The organism is Ekhidna sp., from assembly GCF_039940915.1.
Taxonomy (GTDB): domain Bacteria; phylum Bacteroidota; class Bacteroidia; order Cytophagales; family Cyclobacteriaceae; genus Ekhidna.
Window position 1 is genome coordinate 436095 of record NZ_JBDVFO010000002.1, and the last position, 23920, is coordinate 460014.

A 23920-nucleotide genomic window follows, 5' to 3' on the forward strand; every position below is an offset into this window, starting at 1 on the left:
TTAATACACAATACATTAAAAATCTAGTTCTCAGATCATCTATAATTGTATCTAACATTTAGAATTTGTTTGAGTCATGCAAATCAAGGACATCACCAATTACCTGGAGTCATGGGCTCCACTATCCCTTCAAGAGTCATATGATAACTCTGGCCTGCTCCTAGGGGAAAAAAATGATGAGATAAAGCAGGCACTTATCACCCTAGACATTACGGAAGATGTGATCGATGAAGCAATCGAAACCAAATCAGATTTCATCATCGCTCATCACCCTTTTATTTTTACGGGAATAAAAAGCATTGGAAATTCTCATTGGATTGACAGATGCATTCGCAAGGCGATAAAGCATGACATTGGCATTTATGCAATTCACACCAACCTGGATAATGTCCACACCGGTGTCAATAGAAAAATTGCTGAGAAGCTTAGCCTTCAAAACCTTCACATACTAAAGCCCAAGAGTGACACGCTGGCTAAACTTACCGTATTTGTACCTACCCAAAACAAACAACAGGTTTTGGACGCAATGTATGAAGCGGGAGCTGGAAAAATCGGAAATTATGACCATTGTAGTTTTCAATCTGAAGGCATCGGAACCTTTCGAGGAAATGAAGAGAGCAATCCATCCCTCGGTGAGCGAGGCGTAGATGAGCAGGTAAATGAGACCAGACTAGAAGTAATTGTTTCGAATCATCAACTTGGTTCTGTGCTTTCGGCCATGGTACAATCTCATCCGTATGAAGAGGTAGCCCACTATGTACAACCGCTTTCGAACAAAGATCAGGAAGTAGGCGCTGGAATGATCGGGGAAATTGAAGCCCCCATGAGCTCGCACAAGTTTCTTGAAACATTGAAAAAGCGCATGAACCTCGAAATCATTCGTCATACTGCTTTAGTCCATACGACCATAAAAAAAGTAGCCATTTGTGGTGGTTCCGGTAGCTTTCTCCTTAGTCAGGCCATTACCAAAAACGCTGATATTTTTATCACAGGAGATTTTAAATATCACGACTTTTTTGAAGCCAATGCTGCCATCATTATTGCAGATATTGGACACTATGAAAGTGAAGTCTTCACGAAAGAATTAATACTGGATGCTTTAACTAAAAATTTCACTAAGTTTGCGTTCCGTTTGTCGAAGGTAGACACGAATCCGATCAAATATCTATAGAAAACTGAATGGAAAATACAGTAGCTAAAAAGCTGGAAGCTTTAGAAAAACTACAAGCACTAGACTCAAAAATTGATGAGATTAAGAAAGTCAGGGGAGCACTCCCTGAGGAGGTTCAGGATCTGGAAGATGAGATAGCTGGTTACCAGACTCGAATTGAAAAGCAAAACGAGGAGCAGAAAGAACTTGAAGAAGCCATCTCCGCTAATAAGACCGCAATCAAAGACGCTGAGAAGCTAATCAAGAAGTACGAGGAGCAGCAGATGAACGTACGAAACAATCGTGAGTACGATGCTATTACTAAAGAGATGGAGCTGCAGCAATTAGAAATTCAGATTCTTGAGAAGAGAATCAAAGAATCCCATGGGAAAATTGATGCGAAGAAGGAAGAGATGGGTGAAACTAAGAACATCCTGTCTGAGCGAGAGAAAGATCTTAAAAGTAAGAAGGAAGAGCTTGCCAATATTGTGAAGGAGTCTGAAGCTGATGAGCAGAAGATGGAGAAAGATCGAGCGAAAGCAACTAAGAATGTTGAAGAGCGACTTTTGAAATCTTATGATAAAGTGAGAACAAACATGCGCAATGGTCTTGCGGTGGTGCCTGTGAAGAGAGGTGCTTGCGGAGGCTGTTTCAACGTAGTGCCACCTCAGAAGCAAGCAGAGATCAGAGAGAAAAAGAAAGTCATCGTGTGTGAACACTGTGGACGAATCCTTTCTGACGTAGAGGATGTGATCGAGGAGGAAGTAAAGCCAAAAAGAAGAACAACACGAAAGAAAGCAACTACTGAGAAGAAGTAGAAACTTTCAAGAGCATAAAAAAAGGCTACCAAAATTGGTAGCCTTTTTTATTTCACGCCATCTTCCGGATTCTTTCCGGTAAATTGCCGGTAATAGTCTTTTATTTCCTCAAGTTCTTTGTCCATGTCACCCGAAGGATAAAATGGTTTATCGATGAATACGGTCTTCGTGCCGTAATCAAATGCAATCTTCACTATAGGAACACCTGCTTCCGTGGCAATCCGATAAAATCCTGTTTTCCACCTGGGTGCATAGCTTCTGGTTCCTTCTGGTGTAATGGTCATGATGAATTCCTCGCGCTCCGCGTATAAGTCCACGACCTGCTGAACAAGTTGGGTACTTTTTCTTTTATTCTTCCGATCGACAGCTACTCCGCCAATGGAGGAGAGAAACCAGCCCACTATTGGAATCTTGAATAGCTCTTTTTTTGCCAAGAAATTCGGACGAAATCCTATGAGGTTTCTAGCAGTCCATCCGATAAAAAAATCCCAATTACTCGTATGAGGTGCAACGATGATGACATATTTCTTAAGATCAGGCTTGGTGCCATCAACCTTCCATCCGGCTAGTTTGAACGCACTTGCTAGAATCTTACCTATCATTTAATCCTTCTTCTTCTTGATACTTAGTTAACAGTTCCTTAAGAGATTTAGCATCCTTTAAAGCAGACTCATACTTGGCTATTTTGTTTTCCACGAATGCGATATAGAGAGAAAAAATCATGATAGCCTCAGAATCATCTCCTTTGTAATCATCAATGTAATTCTTCTCTCCCATAAAATACGGTGCATTTTCGATAAACCACGGAGTAATACGATCCATTAAGAATTCGACTTGGAATTTTCCCTGAGATTCTAATTCATCTGCAAGATTCTGATAATACAGGATGTTTGTTTTAAGGTCATAGTCATTAAGAAGGTCCAGTTTACCAGAAGTAATTAAACTGTTGATGGTGATGTTACTTGGGGAATAATTATTCACATCAAAGAAAGACATCAGCTGTACACTGACACTATCGCTTCCACTTTGTGATGCTATCATTTGAATCGCATCCTTCATGCGCACCAGCTTTTCTTTGTTATCCGGTATCTGGTAAGATTCAAAGGTGTAAATATCTGAATCCAGTTCTTCCAATATAGCAGAAATATTTTGGTTGAACTCGTTTTCTTGTTTGCTTTGCTCTGAACGGCTTGAAATAATGAAAGCAAGCGAAACGCCAACAATCACTGATACGAAATTGAGTATATGGTCCGTCCAGTTGATGCTTGCCTTACTCATTTAATCTGATTACTTGTATGAGCCCATTTCAGAAAACTTCTCGATGCGCTCGTTGATTCGGTCTTGAGTTTTCATTGCAGACAAAGCTTTCAATTCCTTTAAGATCACTTTCTTAAGCTCTGCAGAACTCTTGTTTAGGTCGGTATGAGCACCTCCAAGAGGTTCTTTGATGATTCCATCTATCAGCTTGTTCTTAAGCATATCATCGGCTGTAAGTTTCAATGCCTCGGCAGCTTGCTCCTTATAATCCCAGCTTCTCCAAAGAATGGATGAACATGATTCAGGAGAGATCACCGAATACCAGGTGTTTTCCATCATCAACACTTTGTCTCCTATGCCTATGCCCAGGGCACCTCCTGATGCTCCCTCTCCTATGATGATGCAGATGACTGGCACTTTCAGTGTCATCATCTCTCTGAGATTCTTTGCAATAGCCTCTCCCTGTCCTCGCTCCTCTGCTTCCAGGCCGGGGAATGCACCCGGCGTATCTATTAACGTGACTATGGGCTTATTGAATTTTTCTGCCATTTTCATCAGGCGAAGCGCTTTTCTATAACCTTCAGGATTGGCCATCCCAAAGTTTCTCATCTGGCGTTGTTTCGTAGACCTACCTTTCTGCTGACCAATAAACATGACCGTTTCGCTGCCCAAGGTACCAAATCCACCTACCATTGCTTTGTCGTCTTTTACCGTCCGGTCACCGTGGAGCTCGATAAAATCATTGGTGATTTCATAGATGTAGTCCAAGGTGTATGGTCTCTCCGGATGGCGGGAAAGCTGCACCCTTTGCCATCTGGTCAAGTTGCTAAAGGTATCCTTCTTCAATTTCAATATTTTCTTTTCCAATTGACCGACAGTAGCTGTCACATCCACATCGCTGGTTTTGGCCAGCTCTTTCATGTCAGTGAGCTTAGATTCAAGTTCGGCAATTGGTTTTTCAAAGTCTAATAGCATAGGATTGAATTTGCAGCAACAAACTTACTGTGAAAGGTTTAAAAGGTTTTAAAATATTCTTAAGAAAATAAGCATTCAGCTATTGTATAGGAAAATAGAAGCTTTTACTTTTGCAACGCTTTTGTAGCACGGTCCGGTAGTTCAGCTGGTTAGAATGCCTGCCTGTCACGCAGGAGGTCGCGGGTTCGAGTCCCGTCCGGACCGCTAAAAAGTGTAAATCCATCTCTTTCGAGATGGATTTTTTATTTATAAGGTTTGGTGTTAGCCACTGCTTGCGTCCGTGCCATCCAGATTGCTTTAAAAGTTTAAGCACTTACAAAAATGTGAGTACTCTTTTTTTTCCATACACATTCGCTTCTGAGTTCAAAAAGTGTAATGCAAAGATGTTTACAACATCAAGTCTCATTTAGCTAAAACCGATCAGGGGATAAAATTTCGGTGTTAAACTTCACGGGCTTCTTCAGAATAATGTCTTTTAACACTTCGCCACTAATGGGCGCCAGGCTCACTCCCATCATAGCATGTCCTGTATTGATAAAAAGATTGTCCCAGTCCTTGCATTTGCCTATGTATGGCATACCGTCAGGAGATACCGGTCTCAAACCTGTCCATGGCGTCACATTTTCTACCCAATCCATTTCAAAATTCTTGAGGTATTGATTTACACCGTCTTTTATTCCTTGTAGCCTATGCTCGTTAATGGTTCTATCCATGCCTGCTATTTCCATTGTGCCTGCAAGTCGCAGATTTTCTCCCATTGGCGTAATGGCAATTTTTCGCTCACATAAGATGCTGGGTATTTTTAGCTGCAGTGGTGGCTTCTTAATGGTTAAACTATAGCCCTTCCCTCCTTGCAATGGAATATGTACGCCAAGGTTTTCTGAGAGTGTCCGACTCCAAACCCCGGCAGCTACAACAACCTTTTGGCTTTCAAAAAGCCCTTTGTTTGTATTAACGTGAGTTAATTTATTGCCAGTTGACTTAAATCCGTGGCATTGAACATCGTAATGAATGTCAACACCAGCCTTGAGAAGATAGTCTTTGAGCTGCACCATGAAGCTACCCGGATCTAAGTGTGCATCCGAATGGTAGTGAACTCCTCCCCTTATGTTAAACTCAAAATCTGTTTCCAATTTGGCCACTTCTTGTGGGCTCAGTATGTCAGATTTTATGCCCAGGATGCTGGCTTCTATTGCCAAATGCTGCTCTTCTGCTTCAACATGCTCCGTCTGATACAGCATCATCAGTCCCTGACGCTGATATGCTACCTTCAAGTCTTCCTCTTTGATTATGTCTTCATACAAGTTTCGACTTGCGTGATTAAGCCTAAACAGCTGGTCTCCAACTCTCAAGATGTTTTTTTGGTTTGCTGAGCGAGCAAAAAGCCACATCCAATGAAGCAGGTCTTTGTTCAAACGAGGCTTGATGTAGAAGGGGCTTTTGCTATTGAATAGCCACTTTAAACCCTGACTGATAACTCCCGGAGCAGCCAATGGAGTAAAATGACTAGGTACAATCATGCCGGCATTTCCGTGCGAGCAGCCTGAAGCTTCATTCGAACGACTGCTTTCTATTACTTGAACTTCCTGCCCTTCCTTGTGAAGAAAGTAGGCCGTGCATAATCCGATAGCGCCTCCTCCAATAATAGTGATCATAATCAAATAACTGAAAAACCGTGAACAAAGGGGTCATTGTCATCCAAATATATCGTATTGGTTCCGGTGACTTGTGCCCAGCCTTCGATACTAGGAATGATTGCCTGATAGGAACCCACATAGGTGGTTTCCTCTACACGCCCAATAAATTTGGAACCAATAATACTTTCATGAATGAATCTATCCCCCCTATTTAAATACCCTTTTTGAAACCATTGCGCCATACGCGCTGATGTACCCGTTCCACATGGGGAACGGTCAATCGCTTTCTCCCCGTAAAAGACTGCATTCCGTGCAGAACTTGCTTCTGAGAGTGGTTTTCCAGTCCACAGCAAGTGACTTAAGCCACTAATTTTTGGGTTTTCAGGATGTTGAAATGAGTAGTACTTATTCATTGCTTGCCGAATGGCTCTACTCCAGGGGATCAATTGCTGCGTGTTGTAATTTTCCAGTCCTTGAAAATTTTTCTGTGGATCCACTATGGCATAGAAATTCCCCCCATATGCTACATCTACATTCAATTTTCCAAGCCCAGGGCAGTCTACCTCCAGGTTTTCGCTATGCAGGAAAGAAGGCACGTTGGTGATTTTCACGGAAGTGACCTTTTCTCCTTCTTGCTGGTATTCTACCTTTACGATACCAGCCGGAGTTTCCAGTCTCAATTTACCGGGGCTCTTAGGCACTACCAGCCCTTCTTCTATAGCGACGGTTACTGTACCAATGGTGCCATGTCCGCACATGGGTAGGCACCCGCTGGTCTCTATGAAAAGTATTGCTACATCATTGTCATCATCTGCAGGTGGATAGAGAATACTTCCTGACATCATATCATGTCCTCGAGGCTCAAACATCAACCCTTTTCTGATCCAGTCATACTCTTCTAAAAAATGAAGCCGCTTCTCAAAGATGGTCGTACCCTCAAGTTGTGGTCCCCCTGCTGTAATAACTCTGACAGGGTTTCCGCAGGTATGCGCATCTATGCAGCTAAATACTTTCCTCGACATGATCTATTTTGGTTTGTCTTTTTCTGAGCTTTTAATTCACAAAATCCAATCGCCATCTACTTTTCGGGGAATGTTAAATTCATTTTGGTCTCTCAAAACAATGGGGAGTAAACTTTCTGGGAAATTTTGATAGCAAATCGGTCGAGCAAATCGTTTAATGGCTGAGACGCCAACCGACGTGAATCGACTATCCGTAGTTGCAGGGAACGGACCGCCATGATGCATGGCATGACACACTTCTACACCGGTTGGAGGATTATTCCAGATTATTCTACCAACTTTATTTTCAAGAATTTGAGCAATCTGACCAGCTATCAACTGATCACTTTCATTTGCCATGATCGTACCCGTAAGTTGTCCTTTGAGGTTTTCAACAACTACCAATCTCTCCTCTTCACTTTCACATTCCACCAAAAGGCTCATTGGCCCAAAAATTTCTTCGTGAAGTACCGGGTTACCAATGAATTTTTTCGCAGAGATTGAGGCCAGAGTAGATGACTTGGACTCGTCAGTCAAGCAATCCACGTGGTTTTGAGATAGGGCTTTCGTTTTACCATTGATAAAATGCTCCTCTATGCCTGCGGTGAGCATTGGAGCCATTGGCACACCATTCAATTGTTGAGAAAGTGAGTCCTTGAAGTGATCAAGTTCAGTAGAGGAGACTGCAATCAACAAGCCTGGATTCGTACAGAACTGTCCCACTCCCATCGTAATCGATGATGCATACGTTGATGCTACTTCTTCTGCATTGTTTTTGAGAATGCCTGAACAAATAATTACGGGGTTGATGCTGCCCATTTCTGCGAAAAATGGCACTGGTTCCTCTCGTTCTTGTGACATTTTATGGAGCGCCATACCTCCTCGGTACGAACCCGTAAATGTTACCGCCTTTACCTCCTTATGTTTGATTAATTGCTCTCCAGTTTTAAACCCGTCACCATTGAGTGATGAGAAAACTCCCTCAGGCATACCCGTTTTTTGTGCAGCCCTCATAATGGCCTTAGCCACAAGTTCGTTGGTACCAAGATGTGCTTCATGTGCTTTTACGATGACAGGACAGCCAGCAGCAAGTGCTGATGCCGTATCACCTCCGGCAGTGGAAAAAGCAAGAGGAAAGTTGCTTGCTGTAAAAATCAAAACGGGACCAATACTAGTGAACATTTTACGTGTATCGGGTTTAGGTAGAGGTGTCCGGTTTGGATTGGCTAAATCAATGGTTGCCTCTATCCATGATCCCTCCCTGACAACCTCTGCGAACAACCTCAATTGGTTGCAGGTTCTCCCTCGCTCTCCTTCTATCCTTGCCTGCGGCAGCCCACTTTCCGCTGAAGCTCTTTCAACCAGCAAACTCCCCAAGTTTTCGATTTCTTTAGCGATGGACTCAAGAAACTGTGCTCTCTTTTCAGGTTCTGTCTGCGCGTATGCATAGGCCGCATCTTTTGCCAACTGGACAGCTTTTTCAATTTCATCCTCAGTCGCAGCGAAAAAATCAAACGGCAATTCGTTTTGGGTTGATGCTTCCTTCGCTTTGAGTATCACATGACCAGATTTAGCTAATGAATACCCGAGAATATTTGCTCCTTCTATCATGCTTGTAGGTCTTTATAATCAGGTAGTTGTGGTCGATTCGCTAATGCCGCATGTATAATCTGCAACACATGCGCTCTTTCATCTCCAGCTAGGGTCAGACGGGGGGCTCTCACATTTTCTGTACCTAGCCCTGTCTCTTGCTCCGCTAACTTGATGTATTGGACTAGTTTTGGATGGATGTCCAGTTCAAGGAGCGGCATAAACCAGCGATAGATTTCACGCGCTTCTTCAATTCTACCAACTTGGATCAGGTTGTAAATGGCTACCGTCTCTGCCGGAAAGGCACAGACCAACCCTGCAACCCACCCTTTGGCTCCCATCACAATGCTCTCCATGGCCAGCGTATCAACGCCGGACAGGATAGTGAATCGATCACCAAATCGATTAATCATTCGCGTGATGTTGGTTATGTCGCGGGTTGATTCTTTCACTGCGCAAATGTTTTCACATTCGGCAAGTGATTCGAACATATCAAGTGTCACCAGAATCTTATAGTCAACTGGATTGTTGTATATCATGATGGGTAACTCAGTGCTCTTGGCAGTAGCTTTATAGAATTCCACTGTCTCCTTGTCATCTGCTTTGTACCGCATCGGCGGAAGCATCATCAAGCCGCTTGCTCCATTGTCAGCAGCTTTTTGTGCGGCTTCAATAGCAGCTTTTGTTGTTTGTTCCGCCACGTTAATCACCACAGGCACCTTACCTGTAACATAACCTGCTGCTGCTCTTACTAGCGCGTATTTTTCTTCCGCTTCTAAGGTGGAAGCTTCTCCCAAAGTACCTCCTAAAACAATCCCACTTACGCCTGCTTCAAGTTGTGCTTCCAAATTGGACTTAAATGCCTCTAAATCCAATTCGTCATGAGGAGTGAACTTTGTGGTTACAGCTGGAAAAACACCTTGCCATTTCATAATTATCATTTTATAAGTTAAAAATCAAGGTGACAAAGAAAGAAGGAGATGTAATTCATAAAATATCCATTATTATCCATTATATACTCTAATTATATTATTTTAGATAAAATTGAGCTAATTGAAAGTACTTCCATTCAAAATTCCGAAGGCTGGTGATCCAGCAATTCTGACACAGATAGATTCAGGAGCGTACTTCTACGATATACTCCACAAGCATCCCGAGTATCAAATCACACTCATCGTCAGGGGACATGGAACGCTAATTTGCGATGAATATCTTGGTAGGTTTACACCTGGCAACGTCCTTATGTTTGGCCCCAATCAGCCCCATGTACTTAAATGTGATGAGGAGTTTTATAAAAACGACAAGGACAAAGATGTGTACGCTATTTCCATTTTTTTTAGCACTGACGCATTGGGAAGAGATTTCCTACGTCTTGAAGAAGCCCAAGATCTTCGGATATTTCTCGAAGAAGGCAAGTACGGATTTAAGTTTTCTCAGGAAATATCTGACAAACTCAGGTTGCCGATGGAACAGATACCATCCACAAATAATCTAGCCCTAATTATTGAATTCTTAAGCATCTTGAAATACCTGATGATGGACGATTTTGCTGAAAAACTCAGCTACAACCAACGTTCGATGAGCGAAAATCAAGGTCAGCGCATGAATGCAGTAATGCAGTATACGCTAAATCATTATAGAGAACACATCACCATTGATGAGATAGCTTCAATTGCTAATATGACTCCCAATGCATTCTGTAAGTATTTTAAGGCAAGGACAAGAAAGACCTATTTAAGTTATGTGAATGAACTAAGGGTATCCTATGCTTGTGGGCAGTTCAGTCGTGGTAACCCGTTGGTAAGTCTTGTAGCAAATCAATCTGGTTTTCAAAACCTCTCCCATTTCAATCGCTGCTTTAAACGAATTGTTGGCACCACGCCTGGTAAGTATGGAAGATTAATGAATAGAAGTTAACCCATCTGGAAACTCACCCTACTTACTATGCAGCCTTGTAACCGGCCTCTTTGTCATTGACGATCCAGAGGGATTCTTACGATAAACTCAGTACCAGTCCCCTCTTCTGAGGTAAATGATATTTCACCATCGATCTCTTTGAGAATGTCTTTTACAATGAATAAGCCTAATCCAGCGCCCTCACTTATGTTACTGCCTCTGTAAAACATGTCATAAATTTTGGCTTGTATATCTTTTCTAATCCCCACGCCATCGTCTTTAATGTTTAAAATCAATTCTGAGTCAACAACCTCAGCCGATACGACAGTACTTCCCTGGTCTTTTCCGAAAGCCAGTGAATTCAGTACCAGATTCTTTAAAACAATATTTAACCTGGAATGGTCGACTTTCACCCCATTGTTATGTCTAATATCTTGCTTGATGTCAATTGATTTCTCGTTCGTCTTTTCAGTTAAAGCATCCGCGCAAATTTGCTCTATCAACTCTACCAGGTTAACATTTTCTTCTCTGATCGGAAATTTTCTATTGTGAGCATAATCAGCAATTTCACGTATAATATGATCCAATTTGAGAGCGCTTACCTTTATTTGCTTCATGAGGTATTGAAACTCCTCTTCTGTCTTGCAATCCATGGAGGTTAACCCAAGGATATTCACTACGGGAGAACGTATATCATGTGAAATCCGATAGGTAAACTGATCCAGATCCTTCTTAAGCTTAGCTATTCTTGTTTCTAATTTGGTCCGCTCACTAATTGGCTCCAGCACACCTATGCCATACTTTTTTTGATAAGTTCTTGCATGTAGTTTTAGCCAGGTGACATCACCATTTTTCTTTAGGAATCGCTTATCTAACTCAAAAGAATCAATCGACCCAGAGAAAATCTTTTCCGTCATAATCCGGTCTGCCTCGAAATCATCTGGATGTGTAACTTCTTCGATTGATTTCCCTATCAAATCATTCTTTGAAGAATACCCAAGAAGCTCAGCGAATTTTTGGTTTACATCGAGGTATATTCCTCTATCGCTTATCAGGCATATTCCTTGTGGACTTATTTCGAAGACCTCAGTATAAATTAAGGGGTCGAAACTCAGTTCTTTCTCACTCATTGGTGCAAGTTGGCTAGTTGGCTAGCTCTTAATTTCTAAATAAATATTCACAATGAGAAACCCTTTTCGATCAAACCTTCACATACCGGATACAAAGTGATATAAAAAAACGAAGTAAAATTTCAATTATTCTCTCCTTCAGGATTTTGGCTATCCGCTTCTACTTCTCCAATCAAATCATAAATAGAACAAGCAAGCTACCAAGCATAGTCACTTTTGCCAGCAGTTGAAATTTTCTTGGAATTGACAGAGTATCTTTCATCCGGCTAATGTATCAATTGCCCTGAAACAAAAGTTCTTTTTGATTCAGCAATGAACGAAGGCCTAATTTTACTGTATGAAAGGTATGATTGAATGAACGAATAGTGCTAAACAATTTTGAGGTTTTCCATCAAAAGCTCTTTTCTATTTCTGGATACTTCGATGCAGCATTCATTATCTAGTACAATCTCCATCCTCTTCCTATGAAACTCTTTAACTTTTTTAAGATTTACAATGTAAGATCTATGAACTCTTATAAACTGATATTCGGATAAGGTTTTCTCATAATCACCCAGTGGCTTTGAAGTCAAAATACTTGATCCTTGAAAATGGAAAGTAGTGTAGTTTTTCTCCGAAGAAAGGTAAAGAACATCCTCCAAATTAATTACATGCACTCCATCCACGGTGTTGATAGCAATACGTTTCCCATTTTGTTTGTCCAGCAGTTGCGACAACACGGTAAGCTCTTCATTAGCTGATTTACTTACATGCTTTTTAAAACGATTAATTGAATCGATTAATTCAACTTTATCGATGGGTTTTAACAGATAGTCAATGGCAGAAAGTCGAAAGGCTTTTATTGCAAATTCATCATGTGCAGTAGTGAAAATCACTTTTGCGCTCTCCGTATCTTTTATCCTCTCAATGAGATCTAAACCAGTCCCGTTAGGCATGTTTATATCTAGGAAAACAAGTGCTGGTTTTTCGAGCACAATTTGCCGATATGCATCATCTACATTGGACGCAGTGCCAATAATCCTTACTTCCGGGCAATTTTTCTCAAGTAAAATCTCAAGAGCTTTTATGGCTCTTGGTTCATCATCAACTATCAATGATTTTATCATAATTCAACTAAATCTGATGGATAAGTAAAAATGATTCTTGTCCCTTCATCATTGGACTGCACTTCAAAATTAGAATCATATCCTTGAAGTTTGTTTATGAGGTCGATTCTTTCTCTCACAAGCTGAATTCCACTAGGTTCATTGTTGGTCATGATGGGTTGTACCTCAAATCCATTGCCATTGTCTTCTATTGTTACTTTTATACTCTTTCCGACTTTTTCGAAGCTCAATGTAATTTCTCCTGTTCTATTCCCAAGTTGAATACCGTGCCATATGGAGTTTTCAACCAATGGCTGAATTATCATGGACGGAATCCTTTCCGAACCAGCATCTAGGCGGCTAGTCTGAATGTTGAAATTCAAAGATTTCAATAGCCTCAACTTCTCCAATTCCACATATCTTTCAAGCGCCTCAATCTCCTCCTTTATTGATACAGTAAGCACATTGGAGTGATTTAGAGTAGTCCTAATCAATTTACCGTACTTTACCAGGTATTCTTCAGCTAGTTCATTATTCCCTTCTAGCACAAATGATTGAATCGAATTGATTGAATTGAACAGAAAGTGAGGGTTTATTTGTGCCTTAAGTGCTTTTAAATCTGATTCGATTTTTTTTCTTCTTAGTTCTTTTTTTCTTCTTCGTTCGGAGGTGTATAGTAAATATGCTAAAATGAAAAATAGGACCAATGATGAAATCCACACCGTTTTAAACCAGAGTGTTTGCCAAAAAATGGTTTTGATAACAAAGCTTTGTGCCGTTGGTTTGGTCCATGCGCTATTTACTGTCCGCGCTCTAACCTCAAACGTGTAATTACCTGGAGAAAGATTCGAGAAAACAAATTGATTGCTCTGACTCGCATTCCATTTCTGGTCCCGCGAGGACTCACTATCCAACAATCTAAATTGATATCGAATGTTGTCTTGATTTCTGAAATTGACAGCCTTGCATTCAATCTGAACCACGCTAATTTCATGCGTAAAGATCATTCGATCTTGTTTGTAGTACGTGGAGTCATTCGCGACTACCTTATCTACTATCACGGGAAAATCAGCCATTTCGTTGAAAGTCTCAATGTGAGAAAAGGAAAAAAGACCATTATCCTGAGCTGAATAGATCCGATTCTGAAAATATGCTAGATCATTAATTCTTGCAGGTTCAAGTCCATTTGATCTGGAAATATGATAGCTATCCAAAACACCACTTTCATTGATGAGCATTTTGCTAATGCCCTTAGGTGTAGCTGCGTAAATGACAGAATCTACCGATAAGATTTTTCCGAATACATCTGAATAGTCATCGACCCGGTTGCTTAGAACCTCTTCGAAAGATAAAGTTGCAAGAGAGCTATTGTCAATACGTACGAGACCATAGCCGTTGCTGGATAGCCAGAGTTTACCAAAAGCGTCGAGCTCGATATCTGTGATACGGATATTGTCAAAGGCTTTACAAAAAACAAGGGTTTCATTTTGAATATTTAGTACGGAAAGACCTTTTGCGCTGGCAATCAGAAATTCGTTATCTCTTATTTTTTTAAAATCCCAAATTTTGCCAAGTTTACCCAGTTCCAATCTCATTCGTTTATTCGTATCAATGTTCCAATAGATCAAGAAGTTTGGGCTTTGAAAAATGAAAACTCCATCATCGAGGTAACTAACATTTGTTGCAGTAAACTCCTTTTTTGTTAGCACCCCATTTTGTCTTAGGCCAGAGTAATTCAAGGTCCAGACTTGTCTATCAAAATCGACATACATGGATTTGAGAAAAGACTTGTCCTTTATTTGATGCAAATAATGAAGTTCCTCTGTTTGATCAATCAAGCCAACTTTGCCTTCCTGATAGACTATGTAAATAGAAGAATCTTGATATGTGAATATGCTCTTTGCTTGGAAAATTTCATCAAAATAGTGCTTTCTTAATTCAATTTTCGGTTGAAAATAAACACCATTATTTAGTGTCGTAATCCAGGAATTACCTTCCGTATCTTCAATAAAATTGGTTGTTTCTGGAAGGTTTATGAAATCAAGTATTTCAAAAGTCTCTTTGTTGAATTTCTTCACACCTCTTTCCGTAAAAAGGAGAATCTGGTCTTTTGTATTAAAAAGATTATAAATTTTATAATCTTCAATTTCCTTTTGAACAACATTTTTATTCAGAGTATTCACCCTTAATATAAAATGATTGTTTTCTGATTGCGTAATTCCAATAAGGTCTTTCCCGGAGGAAATAATGTAGGAAAATGTATTAACCACTTTTAAGTCATTGATAAGCAATGAATCTCTTGTTGAATTTGTGGCATGGACGGATCCCGTAATCAAACTAAGTTTTCTATCACCCACTTCAACCCAACAATACTTGTCATCCATAACCGAAACGTAACTGTAGATAAAGCTAGATTCATCCACTTCTTCAGCTATGATACCAGATTTATCTATTATTTTAATTCCGTTTTTATGAAATGAGATAAAAACTATGCCGTCTTTTTCTGCAATACCCGTGATACGTGAATTAGCATCCGCACCTTTCAAAAACGGCGTATTTATGGAATTATGAATCTTACCATTTTCGATGTAGCACACCTTCCCATTGAACGTGTATATCCAAATTCGTCCGAATGAATCTTCATAGAAATTGAGAACTTCCATGTCTGGCAAGCCCTCCTTCAAACCATAATTTTTAAACTTTGCACCATCAAAACGGCTAAGGCCGGCATCTGTACCGAACCAAACAAAGCCTTGACTATCTTGACGTACGCAGTAAACCGTATTTGATGGCAAACCATCTTTTACTGTATAATTGGTTTCATTTACAGACTGGCATTCACCACTGAAAGAAAACAATATCGAAATACTTAAGAGCAAGTGTCTCAATCTCACGTGCTAAAGTTATTGGAGTATTTTATTAATATTAGAGAATCTTCTACCTTGAAATGGATTATTTCAAAATCATGATTATGAAAAAAGCAGTATCGTTCTTATTGGTTGTTCTTAGCATCTCCACCATGGCACAGCAAAAGGACAATATCGTAAAGGTAATTGACGCATTAACTGTACAATGGGATGAAACCGCAATAGCTCTCAAAGACTACCAGGGGATACAAAACTTCTGTTCATCTGAAAAAAATCGCATAAAAACGATTAATCTTTTAGATGAAATTCACCATTGGGACACCACGCTTTACTTCATCGTGGAGGCCAAATATGAAGGTACCCAAGATAAGGAAGCCGAAGCGACACTGCAGGATATTGAAAAATTAGAAACGGAATACTCTACTGTTAACTTTAAACAATTCATCTTAAACGAATGTGACATGCTGAAGGAGATCGATGATACTTTTGACAAGAAGACGTTGAAGCAATATGAGAAGGATATCAAAAAATTTGAAAAAGAATTGATCCAGTATCTAAACAGTATCACCTACCGCATTGACATCATTGATGAGCACATCCATCACCTCAAGCTTGAATAAGAACAATAATTAATCTTCTTTTTTACAAATAGCCTTATTTTCTTCTTTTTTTTCAGTCCTGAATCTTGACACTTCGTTTACAAGGTGATTACTCAATTTAATCTGGACTACTACAATGGCTTCATTCCGAACATCTAAAATTTGGATATCGGTCGCGTTTTTTATTGTATCAATAAGCAGTAACGCACAATACAAAGAGGACTTAAATGATCTTCTGAAGCACCTAGGTGACAAAAAAGCCAATGGATTAACACTGGAAAATTTTAGATTCAATGAGTTGAGTCCGCTGGGAATCAAAGCACAGAAGCTCCGAGCTAAATCATATGCTGGTAAAACAAAAACACAATCAGAAAAAGGTTTATGGATCAAGATTGATGATAAAGAGTTTTTATACAAGCATATGAAAACCTACTCTTTCACAGAACTGAAGTGTGACTACCAGGAGTTAAAATTCAATGAATATGAAACGGCATATGCAAAGGATTTGAGAAGAACCGTAAGTGCATTGAATAGCCTTTACGAACAATCTGCTTATGCTCGAAACATCATAGAAACACTTCAAAACTCTCAGAATAAATTCACAATAGCCATTGTTCCCTGTATCTATAGCTATATGCTTGTTCCGATACTTGATGGGAGGCTTGGCGTCCTGAACAACAATGCCTACGCATTTCAGGTTTTGGATAAGGATACGCTTGTTGTCGACTATGCGCCATTTGATCAAATAGGATCTGGAGCCGAAATCCGTTGGACACCGTCTCTGAAAAAAATTAGATTGGCACACGAACTCTCTCATGCTTATGATGCCAATTTTGGGCTTCTAGATGATCGTCTTGCCTATGCAAATGGGCGAGTGGTATCTACAAGAGAAATTCGTGCACTTTATCACGAAAACATGATCCGTAAGGATTTAAAAAAGAAGCTCAGAATAGAGTTGCCGTATGGAAGTGCGCTTGTGATGGACGGGGAGCCATACACTTTTCCTTTGCCAGTATCAGCACGTTATTAGATTAATTGGAAAGCTTTATTGATGCTAAAGTCTCCTCAAACTTTAAGGAATCGTCCGCATTGAAGTAACCTATTGCATAGCCACCGTTTATCCATTCAAGCCAATATTTGCCATTCATTTCCCTACCATTGTTTCTGATGGTATCGTTCTCACTGCGATTAGTCGAGTAGGTTGAAATGTGGTTTTTCAGTCTATTCTCATAGTTGAGCATGGATCCGGAAAATGTATTGGACGAAACATAAAATATCGCTTCATTCTTATAAGCAAAACGATACTCGCAGAATCCATCATTATCATGCTTGGAGAGCTTAAATTCAACAGGCACCATTACCTCAATAAACTTGTAGGATTTACCCATGGCACAATTTTCGAAATCCAAATCGACAGCTTTGTATTCATCGCCATTCATCTGGATCGAGCCAGTTTTAAGTGATGCGCACGCGCATACACCTATCAAAAATAATAGTTGTCCCCTTCTCATTAACAGGCCTAAAGCTAAGCACTGAAAAGTAGTTCGTGAAACGATGAGGTACTAAAAGAAAAATACTGGCTTCCTCATTCAAACAAAAAACGCTCAAAGTAACATTCAGCAACGAAGAAAGAACCTGAAGCTTAAACGCAGATCTTACGCAAGTGCCAGGATTCAATCCGTTTTTGGTTCTAAATACTATTTTTTGATAAACCTAACCCGTTGAACACCTAGAACAGAATTAAATTCCAGCTGATACACACCTGTTTTTAGATTAGACACATCCATTGAGTTGACTCGATCATTAACAGTTGGGTAATCCATGACCACTTTTCCAAACATGTCAACTACTTTCATTCTACCAGATGTACGCAATGTTGTAGCTATATTCAACATGTCTGTTGTCGGATTTGGATAGACGTTAACTTCCCATTTACCTCCATCAATAATCACAAATTCAATTCTGGTATGCTCGAATGCCCCATCGAAATCTACCTGTTTGATTCTATAGTAATTGACCTGATTCAAAGGATGAGTATCTGAAAATTCATACGCATTAATTCCATCTGACTTATTATTCGCTTTCAGTTGACCTATTTCCTCAAAGTCAACTCCATTTCCGCTTCGCTCGATCTCAAAACGGTCAACGTTTACCTCGTTGGTGGTTGTCCATTTAAGTAGGGAGTTCCCTCCTACTTCATTTACCACAAATGATAAGAAATCTAACGGAAGCGGTGTGTCTGCATTATCGATACTTGCAACCGTAAAGAAAGAGCCGTCAGTAAAATCAGATAGATCAATATTCGAAAATGTATAGCTATTTCCATTTTGGACGACAGTGGGACTTAACAGTGTAGCATCACTAAAATCACCATCTGCATCAACAATAATTCTTAAGTCTGCCGCATTGTCAACGTTGACACCGGTTAGGTCAAAGGTCATGTCAATGGTGCCGCTTGGAGCATTTGTAAGTTTTATTTTCCAAGCTCTATCTAATCTACCTTCAGTACCAGAAGGGAAATCTGTTGCCGCAGAGGCTGTAATGACTGTTCCATTGTGCGCCCATGCCACATATTGGTCGCTCCCACCAAAAACCGCATTTTTAGCTATCGACAACACTGCCGTACTGTTGATTGAACTAGATGTCAGTTGCTCGTAATCAGAATTATCATCACGGCCTATACCAGCCACATCTGTCCTGAACGATGCAAAATCCGTATCTGAATTCCCTGGAAAAAATATGGTCCCATCTGCACTTTCATAGTCATAATCTCCACCGTTTAAGGTAATACCGTATTTAATTGCCAGGTAAGATTCGATCCTTGTGCGTTCCGTATCTGTCAATTCTGAATTATAAAGTATTACTTCAGCCACACTTCCCACAAATTCTTCATTGTTATCAAGAGATTGATCGCTATCTGAGTCATATCCAATAACAAACTCATCATTATTGGCAAATCCAGCCAGAGTGGTCCCATTCGGATTGCCTGCATCAGCTACACCATTGAGGAATATGTTGGTTTCATCATTTAAATCGTCGGCAGCTATTGATAATATATTAGTGAAACCTAAAATATCCAGTCCGATGGTATTGTTTCCGTTATTGTATTCGATTAATAGGTTATCAAGGCTTCTGAGCTGAAACACTTCTGCTCCATAGCTCAACAATGCCTGATTATTGCCTGTTGCGGTTAAATCCGGTCTACTTACAATAATGGCAGACAAATCTGTCCCCGGGAATGAGTTGAAAGGATCCCTTGCTAAATAATTATCTGTGAATGTAAATGATGGATTATCATTAAAATTTGGATCCGAATTGACCAATGTTGGACCTATTTGTGTTTCTCCTGGGCTAAACACCTGACTTGCAAAATCCAATCCATTTCCCGATTGGTCAGCCCAGTTAGTAACCTCAGTACCATCTCCACCAACAGATGTAACTCCTTCATTACTTTTCAGCCACAGGCTCAAATTATTAGTCACACCCCCTGGACCATTTGGGGCCAATGAAGTTGCTACAGTAAATATATCCCCATCAACAAAGTCTACATCAAACGTAAGGATTTCATTGACCGCATCATAAGAAGCAGGATCTACGCTTCGGGTAATTCCATTGCTAAAATCTCCTCCATCATCGATCAATAGCAAGAAATTTGCTGCATTACTTCCCGTGAAATCTCCTCCTCCATTTGGAGTTACTCCACTTATATCAATTTCCATCGTGACATTGCCGATCGTTCCTATTTCTTGCACCCTCCATTCTCTATCCAGACGGGTCACTACATTCGAAGGTACTTCGGTTGTTATGTCTTCAATCGTACCATCATCGTCATTATCATTCCCCCAAGCAAGGAACGAAAGGTTGGCAGTGGCGGCATTGGGGCTAGCAAACGTTCCTGCATTATCAGTAAGTGCCATTGTGACAATCGCGTCCGCATTTACACTTAGTGACTTTCTTTGATCTAATTGACTGATATCATCTCTTCCAATTCCAGCGATATCATTGTTGTAATTAGCAGGTGCAATTACCGTCTCATAGATATAGTTTCCATCAGATGCTATATAATCTGTTTCATCTCCGTCTAAAGTGATACCGTATTTGATTGCCAAATAAGATTGGATTTTTTCTCTCTCAGTTGTACTTAATGCTGTTGAATAACTTAGCACTTCAGCAATTCCTCCATCATAAAAGTTGCTGTTGGCATAGTTATTCCCAAGTCTATAAGGTTCGTCAGTCAAGTTTTTTAAGGCATTTGCATATTGTTCAGGGTTAATGTCAGCTCCATTCGAAAAAATATCTTGTACTGTTGCTCCAGTATTGTTGGCTGAACTGTAAATAACAGGCTCATCCAAAGCCGTAAAGGTTCCATCAGGTCGTCCCGATCGATATTCATCACCATCACCGTTTGTACCAACCACATGAACAATTCTATCTGATGGCACATATCCGTCAACATTGGTTCCTAACAAAAACCCACTAAAAGTGCTACCTCCCGTTTCAAAACCTAAAACAAATCCGTTAGCCGTACCATCTACTGCTACATCGGGTTGAGCTACAATGAAATAACTTTGTGTATTAAATCCAGCAGCGCCATCCATGTTATCATTGGTCCCATCAAAATCAACCACTCCATAGGAGTTTATTGCGTCTGCAATTAAAGTAGGATTGTTTCCAGACGTTGCATCATTACTATTGCCACTTTGATCAGCCCAAGCTGAAACAGAGCCGCCAGTTTCAGAAAGTCCGGCATCCACTTTCAACCAAAGAGTCAAATTTGACACGCCACCAGGGGTCTCTGGCACCTCAGCAACAGTGAATACTTCATCATCATTAAGCGTCACATTATCAAATGTTGCCGTAGAACCATCCCATGAGTTTGCTGAGACAGTTCTCAAAAATCCATTACTGAAATCACCATCATCATCAATAACAAGTGCCAAATTTGCTGATACGGCGGGTGTACTGGTCGTTCCGCTTAGGTCAAAAGAAAAATCTACTGGATTGGGTGAGTTTGCCACTGCCACTCTCCATTCTCTCTGAATTCTGTTGGTGATTCCTGTACTTATTTCAGTCGTGTTAAAAGTCGTTCCTCCATCATTGTTTCCCCAAACAACAAACTGACGGTCTACCGCAAATCCATCGGTATGGCTTCCTGTAATAATAGCGTCTGAATTAATGCTTTTCGATCTTAATTGGCTCAAACGTGAACCATCGTCTCTTCCTATTCCAGCTATGTCATTGTCATAAGCAGCATAACTAGCAGTTTCCGTAACGACCGGATAAATAGCTTCCCCGATTGAATTCAAATAATCCTGATCTGTGGTTTGGTCTAGCGTAATGCCATATTTAATAGCTAAGAACGAAGAGACTTGCTGCCGTTCTGTATCCGTAATGATTCTGCTGAAGTACATCACATCACCCAATTGTCCTTGCAATACACGAGTGTTGTCAAAAGCCGGGGTTGTGAAATCGTCCAGGTCTTGACCTAGCACAAAGGTTCCGCCCACATCCAATGTTCCAGCGCTCTGCACTACATTGGTAGCTGTTCCATTGTTCAAATAAATATTTACATCTGTATTGTCATAATCTGTGGCAATTATACGTGTAATACCATCACGCAAATCCCCTGCTCTATCAGCTGGATCATCCAATGTTTGCTTTCTAATTCCATCTGCCCCTCCATCATTGCTTATCCCCAGATCCAATTCATCATCTTGCACATCATTCGGTAAATATGAATAGATGGTTTGATCATTCGCCGTTGAAGCAGGGATGTGTACCACTGCGAACGTGGTAATGGCTGCTGTACTAATATTGGTGAAATTGGCGAATGCCAGGTAATCATCCTGATCCGCTCCTTCATTGAAGGAAATTGAGGGGTTGAAATTGAAATTGGCATTAGAGCTACCCTCTGCGCCTGTAAACGATCCTGCAATGTAATCAGGGGTAGTACCCGTGATACCACTAACAGCAGTATTAGTCAACGTGAAATTGCTGGCACTAAAATCATTCCATGAAGAAACCTGTTGACTTCCATTATAAGTAACATTTTCATCAGGGTTAAACCAAATAATTGATCCAGGAACACCTCCAGGTGCAGGAGCTGCTAGTGTAATTAACGGGCAATCAAGGTTTGCAGCAGGAGGTGTTGTTAGAAGCGTTACAGCTCCCGTTCCTCCAGTAGAGTTTTCGGAAGGAGTTCCTTGTGTTGCACCGGCGGCTCCACCAGACACATCAATCGTTGGAGTAGCAGAAAAATCTCCTCCTCTTCGAACTAGCATAACGCTGCCTCCGGCCCCACCGCCACCGCCTCCATCTGGAGACAGGTATTGTTGAATTCCGGTAAGACCAGCTCCATCTCCACCGGAGGTATTGATGGTTAAGTCAGATAAATCTTCTGAGCTCGTAACCACAATCACCGTGCCTCCGGCACCGCCACCACCGCCGGAACCATCTTCATCTGGAGCAGATGGATTTGCTGTTGCATTAAAGGTATTTCCATCATCTCCATTTGCATTTATTACTCCAGTAGTTCCTGTACTTTCAAATACATCTGCTCTAATTAGCACGGCACCCCCGCCAGGTCTACCGCTATTGACATCTTCTGGAAAGCCATCATTTACAAGGTCAGTTTGACCGCCACTACCACCGCCTCCTCCAAGTGCTAGTCTACTTCCATTCTCTACTCCAATAGCACCTCCGCCTGCGGATTCTTGAGCATTCTCATTCGCACCACCACCTCCAGTACTCCCATTTCCTCCACCAGCTCCACCGCCATTCCAAAGACCACCACCTCCAGCATTTCCGGCACCACCTTGTCCTCTATTGGCATCCCATGTATGATCTCTGTTGAAAAAAACGACACCTCCCAAGTCAACATCTATATCAACTGTTGAGCTACCACCAGGGTAACCAGTTGCTAATCCAGTCGTACCAGAAATGGTCGTAAAATCATCATTATATCCAAAAACTTGTGTTGGAGATCCTGCAATACCTTCGCCTCTAATTCCATTGTCTTCATCCCCATTCTGACCTCCTGTCAAATCTAGATGGCCACCTCTGAAGCCCGCGAAGTTTGCATCAATAGTACCATTCAAATCAAAAGTACCAAGTGCATCAATGCTTATAATTCCACCTGTTGCTCCATTCCACGGAACGGTAGTTATTTCTCCTCCTGAATCAACGGTCAGATCATTATAGTTTCCTACTTTGATCACCTGAAAAGTTCTTCTTCCTGAGTTTGTCGTTGGCGTGGTATTTGCAACATATGAGTTAGAAAGTCCTTCTTGGATAGTTAATGTTCCACCACCAGCACCAATCGCATTAGTAGCGACTACAAACTCATATTGACCAGCAATGAAACTCCCGTTATCTAAAAAACCTGCATGATCAAGTCCTCCCGACCCATCTCCATAATCAGAAGTTTCATATGTATCAGCCACTCCTGGGTTGATTGTAATCGTGATATCTGGTATTGTTGGATCAATCTCAGCACCTTGCATCTGGATAATCATCAATAAGTCACCTATTGCAATGGTTCCTCCATTATCAGTAAAAGCCCCTGGAATGGTTCTTTTCGTTCCGATCGGTATGCTAGTGCTTCCAGCTAAAGCATTTGCACTCCCAGGATAATAGGCATTTACAACTACCGTTTGGCCTGTTGTGACTGTAAGGTTTGTAGCGCTCGCTACGCAATTACAGTCTTGTCCCTTCGATTCAAAAAAAATAGCCGTAACCAATAAGGCTATCAAGAAAGGTTTTCTTAAAAAGCGGATTCTCATCACTCAGCATTTAAATTTTGGCGGATAAAGCCCTAAAGATAAGTATTGTCAAATGATAATTACATGTTAGGAAAGTACATTTTTCTATAGGGAAAGTACATTTTCATGAAATGTCATGAAAATGTCAATTCTTT

The 23920-nt window shown here is 40.7% G+C and carries 17 protein-coding genes and 1 tRNA gene; 6 read left to right on the forward strand and 12 right to left on the reverse strand.

Features of this window, described 5'->3' with window-relative positions; genetic code table 11:
• The first annotated feature begins 76 nt into the window (after positions 1 to 76).
• Positions 77 to 1171 (forward strand): Nif3-like dinuclear metal center hexameric protein, encoded by a 1095-nt coding sequence (locus ABJF57_RS07200; protein ID WP_462233788.1) that lies wholly within the window; start codon positions 77 to 79, stop codon positions 1169 to 1171.
• Between the two features lie 8 nt (positions 1172 to 1179).
• The gene (locus ABJF57_RS07205) at positions 1180 to 1968 is read left to right on the forward strand and encodes a zinc ribbon domain-containing protein (RefSeq protein ID WP_462233790.1); all 789 of its coding nucleotides are present in this window, start codon (positions 1180 to 1182) and stop codon (positions 1966 to 1968) included.
• A 47-nt stretch (positions 1969 to 2015) separates the two neighbouring features.
• Here the strand turns inward: ABJF57_RS07205 and ABJF57_RS07210 are convergent, their stop codons facing one another.
• The 3 genes from ABJF57_RS07210 to ABJF57_RS07220 are packed head-to-tail and all read right to left on the reverse strand — an operon-like array spanning position 2016 to position 4200.
• Positions 2016 to 2570 (reverse strand): lysophospholipid acyltransferase family protein, encoded by a 555-nt coding sequence (locus ABJF57_RS07210; protein WP_462233792.1) that lies wholly within the window; start codon positions 2568 to 2570, stop codon positions 2016 to 2018.
• Positions 2560 to 3246, reverse strand: coding sequence for a hypothetical protein (locus ABJF57_RS07215; RefSeq protein ID WP_462233794.1), 687 nt, complete (start codon positions 3244 to 3246; stop codon positions 2560 to 2562). Before ABJF57_RS07215 ends, ABJF57_RS07210 begins: the two co-directional genes overlap by 11 nt.
• 9 nt (positions 3247 to 3255) lie before the next feature.
• On the reverse strand, positions 3256 to 4200 hold the full coding sequence (locus tag ABJF57_RS07220) for an acetyl-CoA carboxylase carboxyltransferase subunit alpha (RefSeq protein ID WP_462233796.1): 945 nt from the start codon (positions 4198 to 4200) through the stop codon (positions 3256 to 3258).
• 130 nt (positions 4201 to 4330) lie between these two features.
• Here ABJF57_RS07220 and ABJF57_RS07225 point away from each other — a divergent pair.
• A tRNA-Asp gene (locus ABJF57_RS07225) sits at positions 4331 to 4404 on the forward strand.
• 206 nt (positions 4405 to 4610) lie between these two features.
• Here the strand turns inward: ABJF57_RS07225 and ABJF57_RS07230 are convergent.
• The 4 genes from ABJF57_RS07230 to ABJF57_RS07245 are packed head-to-tail and all read right to left on the reverse strand — an operon-like array spanning position 4611 to position 9360.
• Positions 4611 to 5855: an NAD(P)/FAD-dependent oxidoreductase gene (locus ABJF57_RS07230; RefSeq protein ID WP_462233797.1), complete on the reverse strand. Its 1245-nt coding sequence runs from the start codon at positions 5853 to 5855 to the stop codon at positions 4611 to 4613.
• A 2-nt stretch (positions 5856 to 5857) separates the two neighbouring features.
• Positions 5858 to 6859 carry a 4-hydroxyproline epimerase gene (locus tag ABJF57_RS07235; RefSeq protein WP_462233799.1) on the reverse strand — a complete coding sequence of 334 codons (1002 nt, stop codon included), beginning with the start codon at positions 6857 to 6859 and terminating at the stop codon, positions 5858 to 5860.
• Between the two features lie 36 nt (positions 6860 to 6895).
• On the reverse strand, positions 6896 to 8449 hold the full coding sequence (locus ABJF57_RS07240) for an aldehyde dehydrogenase (NADP(+)) (protein ID WP_462233801.1): 1554 nt from the start codon (positions 8447 to 8449) through the stop codon (positions 6896 to 6898).
• On the reverse strand, positions 8446 to 9360 hold the full coding sequence (locus tag ABJF57_RS07245) for a dihydrodipicolinate synthase family protein (protein ID WP_462233802.1): 915 nt from the start codon (positions 9358 to 9360) through the stop codon (positions 8446 to 8448). Before ABJF57_RS07245 ends, ABJF57_RS07240 begins: the two co-directional genes overlap by 4 nt.
• A 121-nt stretch (positions 9361 to 9481) precedes the next feature.
• Between ABJF57_RS07245 and ABJF57_RS07250 the strand changes: the two genes are divergently transcribed.
• Complete coding sequence (locus ABJF57_RS07250) at positions 9482 to 10345, forward strand: AraC family transcriptional regulator (protein WP_462233804.1); 864 nt, start codon at positions 9482 to 9484, stop codon at positions 10343 to 10345.
• A gap of 53 nt (positions 10346 to 10398) precedes the next feature.
• On the opposite strand, the gene ABJF57_RS07255 is transcribed toward ABJF57_RS07250, so the two are convergent.
• The 3 genes from ABJF57_RS07255 to ABJF57_RS07265 all read right to left on the reverse strand — a co-directional run bounded on the left by ABJF57_RS07255 (position 10399) and on the right by ABJF57_RS07265 (position 15433).
• Entirely contained in the window at positions 10399 to 11454 is a 1056-nt protein-coding gene (locus tag ABJF57_RS07255) for a sensor histidine kinase (RefSeq protein ID WP_462233806.1), read from the reverse strand.
• Positions 11455 to 11822: 368 nt separating this feature from the next.
• Positions 11823 to 12560, reverse strand: coding sequence for a LytR/AlgR family response regulator transcription factor (locus tag ABJF57_RS07260; RefSeq protein WP_462233808.1), 738 nt, complete (start codon positions 12558 to 12560; stop codon positions 11823 to 11825).
• A complete protein-coding gene (locus ABJF57_RS07265; RefSeq protein ID WP_462233810.1) occupies positions 12557 to 15433 on the reverse strand; it encodes a sensor histidine kinase in 2877 nt (958 codons plus the stop codon). The genes ABJF57_RS07260 and ABJF57_RS07265 overlap by 4 nt, the downstream gene beginning before the upstream one ends.
• A gap of 77 nt (positions 15434 to 15510) precedes the next feature.
• Between ABJF57_RS07265 and ABJF57_RS07270 the strand changes: the two genes are divergently transcribed.
• Both ABJF57_RS07270 and ABJF57_RS07275 read left to right on the forward strand, forming a co-directional pair.
• Complete coding sequence (locus tag ABJF57_RS07270) at positions 15511 to 16026, forward strand: hypothetical protein (RefSeq protein WP_462233812.1); 516 nt, start codon at positions 15511 to 15513, stop codon at positions 16024 to 16026.
• Positions 16027 to 16141: 115 nt separating this feature from the next.
• Positions 16142 to 17035, forward strand: coding sequence for a hypothetical protein (locus tag ABJF57_RS07275; RefSeq protein ID WP_462233814.1), 894 nt, complete (start codon positions 16142 to 16144; stop codon positions 17033 to 17035).
• A 1-nt stretch (position 17036) separates the two neighbouring features.
• On the opposite strand, the gene ABJF57_RS07280 is transcribed toward ABJF57_RS07275, so the two are convergent.
• Both ABJF57_RS07280 and ABJF57_RS07285 read right to left on the reverse strand, forming a co-directional pair.
• Positions 17037 to 17516 carry a hypothetical protein gene (locus tag ABJF57_RS07280; RefSeq protein WP_462233816.1) on the reverse strand — a complete coding sequence of 160 codons (480 nt, stop codon included), beginning with the start codon at positions 17514 to 17516 and terminating at the stop codon, positions 17037 to 17039.
• Positions 17517 to 17702: 186 nt separating this feature from the next.
• Positions 17703 to 23786 (reverse strand): T9SS type A sorting domain-containing protein, encoded by a 6084-nt coding sequence (locus ABJF57_RS07285; protein WP_462233817.1) that lies wholly within the window; start codon positions 23784 to 23786, stop codon positions 17703 to 17705.
• Between the last annotated feature and the right edge of the window lie 134 nt (positions 23787 to 23920).